Source organism: Dyella silvae (assembly GCF_026421305.1).
In the GTDB taxonomy this organism is placed as follows: Bacteria; Pseudomonadota; Gammaproteobacteria; order Xanthomonadales; family Rhodanobacteraceae; genus Dyella; species Dyella silvae.
In genome coordinates, this window is the sequence record NZ_JAPJBQ010000001.1 from 80,648 (window position 1) to 92,703 (window position 12,056).

11 protein-coding genes and 1 riboswitch are annotated in these 12,056 nt (G+C 62.1%); of the genes, 3 read left to right on the forward strand and 8 right to left on the reverse strand.

The genetic code is table 11. From position 1 onward, the window contains the following. Window positions 1-11: 11 nt before the first annotated feature. Window positions 12-1,598: a carbohydrate-binding protein gene (locus OQE56_RS00360; protein ID WP_267220460.1), complete on the reverse strand. Its 1,587-nt coding sequence runs from the start codon at window positions 1,596-1,598 to the stop codon at window positions 12-14. Between the two features lie 478 nt (window positions 1,599-2,076). Here OQE56_RS00360 and OQE56_RS00365 point away from each other — a divergent pair, with 478 nt between their 5' ends. Then, window positions 2,077-2,487: a hypothetical protein gene (locus OQE56_RS00365; RefSeq protein ID WP_267220462.1), complete on the forward strand. Its 411-nt coding sequence runs from the start codon at window positions 2,077-2,079 to the stop codon at window positions 2,485-2,487. Between the two features lie 85 nt (window positions 2,488-2,572). Here the strand turns inward: OQE56_RS00365 and gcvP are convergent, their stop codons facing one another. Next, window positions 2,573-5,464, reverse strand: a complete 2,892-nt coding sequence (gcvP, locus tag OQE56_RS00370) for an aminomethyl-transferring glycine dehydrogenase (protein ID WP_267220464.1) — start codon at window positions 5,462-5,464, stop codon at window positions 2,573-2,575. A 38-nt stretch (window positions 5,465-5,502) separates the two neighbouring features. After that, window positions 5,503-5,596: riboswitch (glycine riboswitch) on the reverse strand. A 198-nt stretch (window positions 5,597-5,794) separates the two neighbouring features. On the opposite strand from gcvP, the gene OQE56_RS00375 reads away from it, so the two are divergent. Both OQE56_RS00375 and OQE56_RS00380 read left to right on the forward strand, forming a co-directional pair. Further along, the gene (locus OQE56_RS00375) at window positions 5,795-6,214 is read left to right on the forward strand and encodes a VOC family protein (RefSeq protein ID WP_267220466.1); all 420 of its coding nucleotides are present in this window, start codon (window positions 5,795-5,797) and stop codon (window positions 6,212-6,214) included. Window positions 6,215-6,425: 211 nt separating this feature from the next. Beyond that, window positions 6,426-6,719: a GYD domain-containing protein gene (locus OQE56_RS00380; protein WP_267220468.1), complete on the forward strand. Its 294-nt coding sequence runs from the start codon at window positions 6,426-6,428 to the stop codon at window positions 6,717-6,719. Between the two features lie 83 nt (window positions 6,720-6,802). Here OQE56_RS00380 and OQE56_RS00385 read toward each other — a convergent pair whose 3' ends face one another. From OQE56_RS00385 to OQE56_RS00410, 6 genes are all read right to left on the reverse strand, one after another. Continuing rightward, window positions 6,803-7,609 (reverse strand): hypothetical protein, encoded by an 807-nt coding sequence (locus OQE56_RS00385; protein ID WP_267220470.1) that lies wholly within the window; start codon window positions 7,607-7,609, stop codon window positions 6,803-6,805. 231 nt (window positions 7,610-7,840) lie between these two features. Next, on the reverse strand, window positions 7,841-8,440 hold the full coding sequence (locus OQE56_RS00390) for a cytochrome c3 family protein (protein WP_323748545.1): 600 nt from the start codon (window positions 8,438-8,440) through the stop codon (window positions 7,841-7,843). A 2-nt stretch (window positions 8,441-8,442) separates the two neighbouring features. Continuing rightward, a complete protein-coding gene (locus tag OQE56_RS00395; RefSeq protein WP_267220472.1) occupies window positions 8,443-9,021 on the reverse strand; it encodes a nitrate reductase cytochrome c-type subunit in 579 nt (192 codons plus the stop codon). A gap of 12 nt (window positions 9,022-9,033) precedes the next feature. After that, complete coding sequence (gene napA / locus OQE56_RS00400; protein WP_267220474.1) at window positions 9,034-11,535, reverse strand: periplasmic nitrate reductase subunit alpha; 2,502 nt, start codon at window positions 11,533-11,535, stop codon at window positions 9,034-9,036. Next, the gene (locus OQE56_RS00405; RefSeq protein WP_267220476.1) at window positions 11,532-11,819 is read right to left on the reverse strand and encodes a chaperone NapD; all 288 of its coding nucleotides are present in this window, start codon (window positions 11,817-11,819) and stop codon (window positions 11,532-11,534) included. Before OQE56_RS00405 ends, napA begins: the two co-directional genes overlap by 4 nt. A 27-nt stretch (window positions 11,820-11,846) precedes the next feature. Next, window positions 11,847-12,005, reverse strand: coding sequence for a nitrate reductase (locus OQE56_RS00410; RefSeq protein ID WP_345781163.1), 159 nt, complete (start codon window positions 12,003-12,005; stop codon window positions 11,847-11,849). Window positions 12,006-12,056 lie beyond the last annotated feature (51 nt).

Consider the following 12,056-nt stretch of genomic DNA (forward strand, 5'->3'; position numbering starts at 1 on the left):
CGTGGTGTCAATCAACGCCCCAGATCGCTGAGGAACCGTTTCGTGTACTGCAGCGGCGTGCTGCTCGGCACCGAGTTGCAGGTTGCCGAGGCGGTGGTCTGGCTGCACGGGTTGTCGCGGTCCAGCGACCAGAAGTGAAGGCCGGCAAGTCCGTTGGACACCGCGTAGCTGGTGATGGTGTCGGCGTTGGCGACGCTGAAGTTCTCGCTCGACACATCGTTGACACCGATCATCGGAGTCAGCTCGATCTTGTTGGGCGAGATGCCGTAGGTGTGTTCCAGATTGACGGCGGCCTGGATAGCGCTCTGGCCCATATCGCACACGCTCCCCGAGACCACGCAGACGCTGGCGCTTGGGCCGCCGAAGTCCATCACCATCAGGTTGATGGTGTAGTTGGTGAGCGAGGAAGCCTTGATGGCCTTCACCACCATATCGCCCAGGCTGTTCACGCCGCCGTAGCTGCCGTCGGATGCGCCGAGCGTGGCGATGGTGAAGGAGAAGCGCAGAGTGGGATACAGCGACTGGCCGTAGGCGGCGGCAGCGACAAGGTTGTTGATGTCGGTTTGCGATTGGCCACCTTCGATGTCGAAGTCCACGCCCACCATTTGCGGCGACATGTAGCGCGACAGGAACGTAGCGAAGTTGGCGGTACTGCCGCAGGTGAAGGTGCCTGCTTCGCCGCCGGTGGAGACCACGTAGGGCAGGCCAGCACTGGAAAGTGCAGAGATGTTTGCGCTGGCGAAGCTTGCGCCCGGTACGCCGCCCCAGTTTTCGCTGCCGCATTCGCCCGTAGCGAAGGCAAGGGTGAGTGCACTGAGGTTGGTCACGTAGTTCGACTTGAGGCTGCCGGCGCCGACGACGGGAATGGCCGAGCCCGTTGCGGTCGCCGTCTGCATGGCATTGGTGTTCCAGTTGAGATTGACCGTGACGTCCTTGTACGGGCTGAACAGCAGGTTGGCGCCGGTACCCGGCGGATTGGTTGTGCCACCACCACCGGTGCCGCCACCTGTGCCACCGCCCGTTCCTCCACCGGTGCCGCCACCCGTGCCACCACCACTGCTACCAGTACAGGAGCCTTGCGAGGTCCACGGCTGGCCGGAGCCCGAGGGGCCACTACTGGTGGCGGGATCGTTGCCCTGGGTCCACCAATTGGCGACGTAGTTGGTGCTGTTTTCGCTCACGACGGCGCCGCCGTTGTAAGCGGTGGTCGATGTCCATGCAGCGGCGCAGGTGCCCGATGAACCGCCACCGCCACCGCCGCCGCCGCTACCCGTGCCACCACCGGAGCTTCCGCTGCCGCCGCAGGCGCCTTGCGAGGTCCATGGTTGTCCGGAGCCGGTCACGCCATGGTTGGTGGCTGGGTCATTGCCCTGGGTCCACCAGTTGGCGACGTAGTTGATGCCGCTCTCGCTGACGACGGCGCCGCCGCTGTAGGCGGTACTCGCACTCCACGCTGCAGCACAGGCGGGCGCGCTTTGCGCATGCGCCGTTTGTACGGGAGCCATCGTCATCAAACTCATCGCCATCGCGCCACCTGCGGCAGTGCCGATGGCATGGAGTGCCGTGCGTAGCCAAACAACCGACTTCTTCAAGCGCATGGGAGGGCCTCCTGGTTGTGTTGCGTGACTAAAGCGGAAGGTGTCAGTGGCGAACGGCTGCGGGTCTCTGGCCTTGTGACCCCTTGGGATTGGCCAACCCTGCGTGCCGTGGCCGGCCAGGGCCGGAGACGTGTCGTCTTCGCGCCCTGCAATGACAACGTTGTCTTCAACGGGTTTGGCAAACTGTGATGTCTCGCGTGAAATCAAATAGGCAGGAATTTGCGACAAAAATTCGACGATGTGCATCGCCTTTCTATTGCGATGCAGCAGTCTTTCGGCAGGGACTGGGTCACTACTGGTCGAGAACCATCCATGCGCTGACAACGTTGTCTATCTGGCAAGGAGGCGATGAATCACGTAGGCCATACCGCCGGCTCTGTCGAGTCGCTAGCATGCGTTCGACCACGGTGCGGAGGGCGCCGGCGGCACTCAACGTGACAGGGGACATCACGTGGCAAGGAGCAGCAAACCAGATCGTATGTATTGGCCCGAGATCGGCAATCTTGCCGACGCGGAGCAGGCCTCGAATCAAGGATTTTGGGCAGCAGTGGTCTGTGCGGTGATAACGGCGCTTTTTGCGACCATCGCCGCGACGTCCGGCAATGCAGTGGCGGGCATCGGCCCGGTGGCCTACGCGGACGCGGCAGTGTTCGCGGTGATCGCCTGGCGTATTCGCGCGCGCTCAAAGAGTTTTGCTGTCATTGGCCTGGTGCTGTTCGTGATCGAGAAGATCTTTCAGCTCGCTACGCAGCCGTTGAGTCTAGGGTTCGGCATTCTTGTCGCGATAGCACTGCTGCTGGCTTTCATCACTGGCGTTCGCGGCACGTTTGCCTATCACCGAATCAAGGAAGCCCAGTCGCTGGAGCAGGCAGCGACTCAGGACGCCTGAGGGCGCGATGTGAAATACCACTAAGGCTTGCAAACAAAAAAGGGCTCCGCATGCGGAGCCCTTTTCGTTCACAGCGCGAGCGCGATTACGCCACGTTCGGTTCGCTGAAGGCTTCGATCTCGCCCTTGAACGCTTCCACCGGCACGCAGCTGCAGAACACGTTCTTGTCGCCGTAGACGTTGTCCACGCGCGCCACCGGCGACCAGTACTTCTGGAATCGCAGGCTGGGCAGCGGGAAGGCAGCCAGTTCGCGCGGGTAGGCGTGGGTCCACTCGGAAGCCGACACCATGACAGCGGTGTGCGGTGCGTGCTTGAGCGGGTTGTCCTCGCGGTCGAGCTTGCCTTCGTCCACGGCGCGAATCTCGTCGCGGATCTGGATCATGGCGTCGATGAAGCGATCCAGCTCGTACTGCGATTCGCTTTCGGTCGGCTCGACCATCAGCGTGCCGGCCACCGGGAAGCTGAGCGTCGGGGCGTGGAAGCCGAAGTCGATAAGGCGCTTGGCCACGTCTTCGGCGCCAATGCCGGTGGCGTCCTTCAGCGGGCGCAGGTCGAGGATGCACTCATGCGCCACCAGGCCGTTGCGGCCGGTGTAGAGCGTCTCGTAGTGCGGCGCCAGGCGCTTGGCGATGTAGTTGGCGTTGAGCAGGGCCACCTGGGTGGCGCGGCGCAGGCCGGCGGCGCCCATCATGGTGATGTACATCCAGCTGATCGGCAGGATCGATGCCGAGCCGAAGCTCGCCGCCGACACCATGCCCACGTCACCTTCGCCGCCAAACGTGCGCGGCAGGAACGGAGCCAGATGCGACTTCACTGCGCACGGGCCCACGCCCGGGCCGCCGCCGCCGTGCGGGATGCAGAAGGTCTTGTGCAGGTTGAGGTGCGAAACGTCCGATCCCCACTTGCCCGGCTTGGCCACGCCGACCAGCGCGTTCATGTTGGCGCCGTCGGTGTAAACCTGGCCGCCGTGCTCATGCACGATTTCGCAGATCTTGACGATGTCTTCCTCGAACACGCCGTGCGTGGACGGGTAGGTGATCATCAGCGCGGCAAGGCGGTCGCTGAATTTTTCGGCGGCGCGCTGGATGTCAGCCACGTCCACGTTGCCGTTCGCGTCGCACTTGGTCACCACCACCTGCATGCCGCACATCTGGGCGGAGGCGGGGTTGGTGCCGTGGGCGGATTCCGGAATCAGGCAGATATCGCGATGGCCCTGGCCGCGCGAGCGGTGGTAGGCGCGAATGGCCAGCAGGCCGGCGTATTCACCCTGTGCGCCGGAGTTCGGCTGCAGGCTGACGGCGTCGTAGCCGGTGCACTCCACCAGCATCGCTTCCAGCTCGTCGATGAGCTGCTTGTAACCGGTGGCCTGATCGGCCGGAGCCAACGGATGGATGTTGGCGAACTCCGGCCACGTCACCGGAATCATCTCCGCGGTGGCGTTGAGCTTCATGGTGCAGCTGCCCAGCGGGATCATGGTGCGATCCATCGCCAGGTCTTTGTCGGCCAGCGAACGCATATAGCGCAGCAGCTCGTGCTCGCTGTGGTGCGTGTTGAAGGCCGGGTGGGTCAGGAACTTGGTCTTGCGCAGTAGCTGCGGCGGCAGGGCGTCGTGCACGCTGGCATCGAGTGCATCGATGTCGGCAATCGACGCGCCGAACACGGCGGCCAGCGCGATGACGTCGGCGCGCGTGGTGGTTTCGTCAAGCGCGATACCGACGCTGTTCGCATCGATCGGGCGCAGGTTGATACCGGCGGCACGTGCCTTGGCATGCAGCGCGGCGGCATCGACGCCGGTGATGTGCAGCGTGTCGAAGAAGTGCGTGCCGGCGGCAACGCCAGCCTGACGCAGCGCCACGAACAGGATCGAGGCCAGGCGATGCACGCGGCGGGCGATGCGGGTCAGCCCCTCCGGACCGTGATACACGGCGTACATGCTTGCCATCACGGCCAGCAGCACCTGCGCGGTACAGATGTTGGAGGTGGCCTTCTCACGGCGGATGTGCTGTTCGCGCGTCTGCAGCGTGAGGCGGTAGGCCGGCTTGCCTTCGGCGTCGATGGACACGCCGATCAGGCGGCCCGGCATCGAACGCTTGTAGCTGTCGCGGCAGGCCATGAAGGCGGCGTGCGGGCCACCGAAGCCGAACGGCACGCCGAAGCGCTGGGTGTTGCCGACCACGATGTCAGCGCCCCATTCGCCCGGCGAAGCGATCAGGGTGAGGGCGAGCAGGTCGGTGGCCACGCAGACCACGCCGTGGCGCGCGTGAACGGTGTCAGCGAGGGCCTTGTAATCGTTGATCTGGCCGAAGGTGTTGGGGTACTGCAGCAGCACGCCGTAGCTTTCGACCTTGGTGGCTTCGCTGTCGTCGCCGATATGCAGATCGATGCCCATCGCCTCGGCGCGGGTCTTGAGCACTTCCAGCGTCTGCGGATGCACGGCGCTGGAAACAAAGAAGGTGTTGGACTTGGACTTGGCTGAGCGCTTGGCCAGCGTCATCGCTTCCGCGGCGGCGGTGCCTTCATCGAGCAGGGACGCGTTGGCGATCTCCATGCCGGTGAGGTCGGCGCACATGGTCTGGAAGTTGATCAGCGCTTCCATGCGGCCCTGCGAGATTTCCGCCTGGTACGGCGTATAGGCCGTGTACCACGCCGGGTTCTCCAGGATGTTGCGCAGGATGACGTTCGGGGTCAGCGTGCCGTAGTAGCCCTGGCCGATGAAGCTCCTGAACACCTGGTTCTTGTCGGCAATGGCGCGGATTTTGGCGATCGCTTCCACTTCGGTGATCGGCGCCGGCAGGGTCAACGGGGCCGGCGACTTGATCTTGCCCGGCACGATGGCGTCGGTCATCGCTTCCAGCGAGTCGTAGCCCAGCAGCGCCAGCATGGTGGCGATTTCCGCGTCGTTGGGGCCGATGTGACGCTCGATGAAGGCGTCGTGGTGCTCAAGATCACGCAGGGAAGGGTTGGCGTTCTGACTCATGGCAGGGGCGTCCGTAAGAAACGTGCAAGCCGCACGCGAAGCGCCCCTCTGTCCTTTTGCCTGAGAGTTTGGAAGCTTGCGCTTCGTGCCCCTTCGGCGCCGGATTCAACCGGTCTCTCCAGAGTTTTGCGCGTGTGATGGTCTGGGGCCTGAGCGATTACGGGCGTTGCGCCTTCGGCAGCGGTTCGCACCGCTTCTCCCACCACACGCTAAACAGCGATTATAGATTGCCTTGGCCTCGTTTGCCTCCCCGGTCGGCTGGGCTTCACCTGCGGTGCGGCCCGGGTCTCAAACGGCATTAAGATGGAAGGCCCCCTTGGAGCCTTCCCCATGCCCCAGCCTCCGTTTCAATTGGCCAGAATCGATCACGTGGTGCTGCGTGTTACCGACACCGCCGCCATGCAGCGTTTTTACTGCGAAGTGTTGGGGTGCCGGGAAGAGCGCCGCCAGGATGAGATCGGCCTGGTTCAGTTGCGCGCCGGCGATTCGCTGATCGACCTGGTGGCGCTGGACAGCAAGCTGGGCCGCATGGGCGGCGCGGGCCCGGGCGAGGAAGGGCACAACATGGATCACCTGTGCCTGCAGGTGGAGGGCTATGACGAGGCCGCCATCGTGGCGCATCTCAAGGCCCATGGCGTGCGCATGGGCGAGACCGGCTCGCGCTACGGCGCCAAGGGCGAGGGTCCGTCCATCTACCTGTATGACCCGCAGGGCAACATGGTCGAGCTGAAGGGGCCGCCGGACGCCTGAACGGCCCTCGCCATCCTGCGGCACCACTTTCACCTGGCGGTCGCAAAATCTTGCCTATAGTCGCCCCCCGTTGGTCCCGGTGGCGTGGATGTCATGCCACCGGAGGTGCCCCGTCCCTGGCAAGCCGCGGTCCGGCGCCACGGGACAAGCGCAATGTCTGATGCCGCCCAGCGTCCCATTGTCACGTTGGATCCAACACGGGAGAACGAGCATGGCGACATACATCGCGCTTACGCACATAACCGAGCAGGGTATGCGATCGATCAAGGACACCACCAAGCGGGGCGAGGCGGTGAAAGCCGCGGCGGGAAAGTTCGGTGCCAAGGTCAAAGATCTGTACTGGACGCTCGGGCAATATGACCTGGTGGCCATTATCGAGGCACCAGACGAGGTGTCAGCAACCGCTTTCGGCTTGACCATCAGTGCATCCGGAAATACGCGCTCCGAAACGTTGCGGGCATTCTCTGGCGAGGAGATGCAGGCGGTGCTCGTCAAGATGGGGTAGGACGTTCCAACCGGGACGGACCGAACCCGTCACGATGGGTTTGGTCCTTCTCGCTGAAAGACCTGTGCATGTTCCGCAAGCCGCTAGAACTGATAGATGGTGCCGAATCCGCCGCCGTTGGTGTTGAGTTTGATCTGGTTGCCGTCCTCGTGGCTGCTCTCGTCTTGTGAGTAGTAGCGATGGAACAGATAGGCCGACAGTTTCCAATGAGGCGACAGGGTGTATTCCAGACCAAATACGGCCTCCCAGTTGGTCTGCGCCGTTTTCACCTCACCGCCTTCGGTGCGAAAGCTGTTGACCCATGGCAGGCGGCCCCAGGTGCCATCGGCAGTGAACCTGAGTGAGTCGGTCAGCGGATAGCGCAGGTGCAGGCCGAAGATGGGCACGGGCATTTCCTGCACGTAAAAGTCTTCCTTCAGCTCATTGCCCACACTGTCAGCGGCGATGGTGCCGCTGACCTTGAAGTTGAGCATCACGTAGGTAGCGCCGACGCTGCCCCAGAGCTGACCGTCGCCCCCGAAGGTCATCAGCTGATGCCAATACGAAGCGTCGAAGGCAATGAAGTCCTGAAAGTGCGTGGTGGTGTCGAGCCGCCCCGGCGCGATGGTGGTGCCGTTGAAGTACACCGGCACGTCGGTGCTTGAATGGCCGTCCAGTTGGCTCGTGGAAAACCCGAAATGCAGCTCACTGACATCCGAAAACGGCTTCCAGGCCAGTAGCCGGATGGTCTCCATGTCGTTGACGTTGAGGTCGCTGCCGAAATGCAGCCGGGTGCCCTGAATGGCGTTTTCGCGCACCTGCACCCAACCGTTGGGGGAGCTCAGCTCACCCGCAAGCTCAAGGTGCCAGGAGGTGTCGTTGTCAGCGCGCGCTGGTAAGGCCAGCAGCATCCCCACGATCGGCAGCAGGATCAGCCCGCTCCGAGCACTTGAAGCATGCCGCATTGTCGCTGGCGTAAACGCGATCATGGTCATCAAGGCGGCGACATGTCATGCGCCATCCCTTGCTAGCGATGCCAGTCGCTGTGCCTCAATCCGTTAGCCTACTCTCCCGGCGTCATCCGGCAATGCGCGTTATGTGAAAGCGGAGTGATCCGGAGACGCCGGTGGACAAGCCCAGGATCATCCCTGAGGGATTCCCGTCATGTCAGGCAAATGATGGGCGATGCCCTTGTGGCAGTCGATACAGGTTTTCTCGCCCGTACCCAACCAACGCTTATGGATTTCCGCCGCGCGCGTTGATTGCCGGGTGAGGTCCATCGACGTGTAGTTGTGGCAGTTGCGGCACTCGAGCGAATCGTTCGCTTTCAGGCGTGCCCACTCGTGCTCTGCCAATTCCAGCCGATGGTCGAGAAATTTCTCGCGTGTGTCGACGGTGCCAAAAATCTTGCCCCACACTTCCTTGGAAGCCTGCATCTTTCGGGCGATCTTGTCGGTCCAGTTGTGGGGCACATGACAGTCGGGGCAGGTGGCGCGTACGCCCGAGCGATTGGTGTAGTGGATGGTGGTCTTCAGCTCCTGAAACACGTTGTCGCGCATTTCGTGGCAGCCGGTGCAGAACGCCTCGGTATTGGTGGTCTCAAGAGCGGTATTGAACGCCCCCCAGAACATGACGCCGGCGATAAAACCTCCCAGCGTCAAAAAGCCCAGGCTGTAATGAACGCTGGGCCGGCGCAGCGTGCGCCAGACGCTGGCGCCCCACGACTTCATTCGCGACCACATGGTCAGTTCGCCTTCTGCTGTGGCTGTTCGGACAGCACCGTGTCGATGTCCTTGAAGTTGTTTGCAACAAGGGGTTTGGCATCGGTTTGCACAACGTGGCACTGATTACAGAAGTAGCGTCGCGGCGAGATGGTGGCAAGAAACTGATCGTCACGATCCATGTAGTGAGTGACGCTGACCGGTGGTGCCTGGAATTTGTCGGCATTGGCACGCGCGTGACACAGCAGGCAGCGATTGGAGTTCTTGTCGATCTGGTAATTGTCGATGGTGTGCGGAATGGTCGGCGGCTGCATGGGGTAGGCGCGATTACGCTTGATGTCCGCGTTTTCGACGCGCGCCATGAGCGGCGGTGTGCCTTCCTGGTCGATCGGTGTGCCGCGACGGATCCCGTCGATCTGATTGCCACGAGGCGCTGCTTCCGTGGTGGATGGTGCGGCCGGTGTCTGCGATGCCGTGGCTGCGGTTGCCACGACGGGATGCGGTGACGGTTCGCCGCCCGACTTGCGGCCTGCCATGAAGGCAATGGCAGCCACGACCAGGACAACCAGCGTGCCGATGGCAATAAGCGGTTTGTCGCGCATAGGGATGTCCTCTTAAACAGCCACTACTTTGACGGCGCACTTCTTGTAATCGGTTTGCTTGGAGATGGGGTCGGTGGCATCAAGCGTCACCTTGTTGATCAACTGGCCGGCATCGAACCAGGGTACGAACACTACTCCGGGCGGCATGTGGTTGCGTCCACGCGTTTCGATGCGCGAGCGCATCTCGCCACGGCGCGACACCACTTTGACCTGATCGCCGCGCTTGAATCCGCGAGACCTGGCGTCATCGGGGTTCATGAACACGACCGCCTCGGGGAAGCTGCGATACAGCTCAGGCACACGCATCGTCATCGAGCCGGAATGCCAGTGCTCAAGTACGCGGCCAGTCACCAGCCACAGGTTGAATTCATCATCCGGTATTTCGGCGGGCGGTTCGTAGGGCAACGCCCAGATCACCGCGCGCCCATCGGGGTTGCCATAGAACTGGAAGCCGGTACCCGCCTTGACGTAAGGGTCGCTGCCCTCGCGATAGCGCCAGCGCGTCTCCTTGCCATCGACCACCGGCCAACGCAGACCGCGCGCCTGGTGATAAGCGTCGAAGGGCGCGAGGTCGTGACCATGGCCGCGGCCGAACTCGGCGTACTCTTCGAACAAACCCTTCTGTACATAGAAGCCGAAAGCAGCTGATTCGTCGTTGTCGTAACCGGCTTCGATGTCCGAAACGGGGAAGCGATCCACCTTGCCGTTCTTGAACAGCACGTCGAACAAGGCCTTGCCCTTGAACTGCGGGTTGGCGGCGAGAATATCCGCAGGCCAGCATTCGTCGGTGGTGAAGCGTTTGGAGAATTCCATCAGTTGCCACAGGTCTGAGCGCGCCTGGCCCGGTGCTTTCACCAACTGATGCCAGAACTGGGTGCGGCGTTCGGCGTTGCCATAAGCGCCTTCCTTCTCCACCCACATCGCGGCGGGAAGAATCAAATCAGCAGCCTGCGCCGTGACGGTGGGGTAGGCATCGGAAACGACGATGAAATTCCGGGGGTCGCGATAACCCGGATACGTTTCCTGCATCAGGTTGGCACCCGCCTGCATATTGTTGTTCACCTGCACCCAGTAGGCATTGAGCAGGCCATCCTTGAGCGCGCGGTTCTGCTGGACGGCGTGAAAACCGGGCTTGGGCTGAATGATGCCGTGCGGGATCTTCCAGATGTCCTCCGCATGTTTGCGATGTTCGGGATTGGCGACCAGCATGTCGGCCGGCAGGCGATGGCTGAACGTGCCGACTTCGCGCGCTGTGCCACACGCAGAGGGCTGGCCAGTCAACGAGAACGGACTGTTGCCCGGCGTGGAGATCTTGCCGGTGAGCAAATGGATGTTGTAGACCATGTTGTTGGCCCACACACCGCGTGTGTGCTGATTGAAGCCCATGGTCCAGAACGACACGACCTTGGTTTTCGGGTCCGCATAGAGTTCGGCCAGCTGCTCCAGCCAACCCTTCTCCACGCCAGTCATTTCCACCGCTTTTTCCAGCGTGTATGGCGCGACAAAGGCGGCAAACTGGTCAAAGTCGATCGCTTCGCTCGCGTTAGGATCCTTCGCGTTCTTCGCTTTCAGTTCCAGCGGATTGTCAGGCCGCAAGCCATAGCCAATGTCCGTGACGCCGCGCTTGAAGGTCGTGTGCTGGTTGACGAAATCCTTGTTGACCCGCCCTGTCTTGATGATGTGGTTGGCGATGTAGTTGAGCATGACCAGATCGGTCTGCGGCGTGAACACGATGGGAATGTCCGCCAGCTCGAAACTTCGATGCTCGAAGGTCGATAGCACCGCCACCTTGACGTGCGGATTGGAGAGGCGGCGGTCGGTCACACGCGTCCACAGAATGGGATGCATCTCCGCCATGTTCGAACCCCATAGCACGAACGCATCGGCGGCCTCGATGTCGTCGTAGCAACCCATCGGCTCGTCCATGCCGAAGGAGCGCATGAAACCCATGACGGCCGAGGCCATGCAATGGCGAGCGTTGGGATCGAGGTTGTTGGTGCGGAACCCCGCCTTGAACAGTTTGTTGGCGGCGTAACCCTCCCATACCGTCCACTGGCCGGAGCCGAACATGCCGACGGCGCCGGGGCCTTTCTCTTTCAGCACGCGCTTGAATTGCGCTGCCATCACATCGAAGGCTTCATCCCACGATACGGGCGTGAACTCGCCGTCTTTGGCATAAGCACCATCCTTTTTGCGCAGCATGGGCTGCGTCAAACGGTCGGCGCCATACATGATCTTGGAAAGGAAATAGCCCTTGACGCAGTTGATGCCGCGATTGACCTCGGCGAGCTGGTCGCCATGCGTCGCCACCACGCGGCCATCCTTCACGGCAACATTGACACCGCAGCCGGTGCCGCAGAAGCGGCACGGAGCTTTGCTCCATTTGAGCTTGGTCATGTCCCCTTCCAGCAGGACATTGGTCGCGCTTGCCGGCAAGGCCAGACCGGCCACGTTGGCCGCCACCGCGATGGCGGTGTTGCGGATAAAGTCCCGTCGCGTCATGGTCAGCGTCATATGCCTGCTCCTTGAAGCGGGGATACCCGTTCGTCCATAGCGGCCTGGGGCTCCACGTGGTGGTAGATCAGCGATACGTTGATGATGCCGGGCAGCGCTTCCAGTGCGTCGATGAGATCCATCACGGCTCGCTGACTGTCGGTTTCGCACACCATCACGCAGCGGCAATCGCCCCGCACGGCGATGTCCAGCGCGGGGTACTGATCAACGAAGGCTTTCAGTCTGTCAGCGGCATCGGGGCGATGCAGGACGACAAGGCTGGAGATGTGGTGATCGTCTTTCATGGTATTCCCCGGCGGCATGAGGGAACTTCAGACATGGGGTGGGCCACTCACGAACATCTGCCAAAACCACACCGCGAAGCCGAAGGCTGCAATGAACATCACCGACAACACGGGAAACAGCACTAGCAGCAATAGAAACGTCGTTCGTTCCAGCTTGCGGGTGCCGATAGAGGTCGATGGTTCCACGCGCACCTCCTTTCAGTAGGGCGGCTCTAACCAGATCTACGCGTCAAGCTG

Bases quoted from the DNA above. Each gene is read 5' to 3' on its own strand.
- OQE56_RS00360 (WP_267220460.1), bottom strand. From the start codon at position 1,598: ATGCGCTTGAAGAAGTCGGTTGTTTGGCTACGCACGGCACTCCATGCC.
- OQE56_RS00365 (WP_267220462.1), top strand. From the start codon at position 2,077: ATGTATTGGCCCGAGATCGGCAATCTTGCCGACGCGGAGCAGGCCTCG.
- gcvP (WP_267220464.1), bottom strand. From the start codon at position 5,464: ATGAGTCAGAACGCCAACCCTTCCCTGCGTGATCTTGAGCACCACGAC.
- OQE56_RS00375 (WP_267220466.1), top strand. From the start codon at position 5,795: ATGCCCCAGCCTCCGTTTCAATTGGCCAGAATCGATCACGTGGTGCTG.
- OQE56_RS00380 (WP_267220468.1), top strand. From the start codon at position 6,426: ATGGCGACATACATCGCGCTTACGCACATAACCGAGCAGGGTATGCGA.
- OQE56_RS00385 (WP_267220470.1), bottom strand. From the start codon at position 7,609: ATGCTGCTGGCCTTACCAGCGCGCGCTGACAACGACACCTCCTGGCAC.
- OQE56_RS00390 (WP_323748545.1), bottom strand. From the start codon at position 8,440: ATGTGGTCGCGAATGAAGTCGTGGGGCGCCAGCGTCTGGCGCACGCTG.
- OQE56_RS00395 (WP_267220472.1), bottom strand. From the start codon at position 9,021: ATGCGCGACAAACCGCTTATTGCCATCGGCACGCTGGTTGTCCTGGTC.
- napA (WP_267220474.1), bottom strand. From the start codon at position 11,535: ATGACGCTGACCATGACGCGACGGGACTTTATCCGCAACACCGCCATC.
- OQE56_RS00405 (WP_267220476.1), bottom strand. From the start codon at position 11,819: ATGAAAGACGATCACCACATCTCCAGCCTTGTCGTCCTGCATCGCCCC.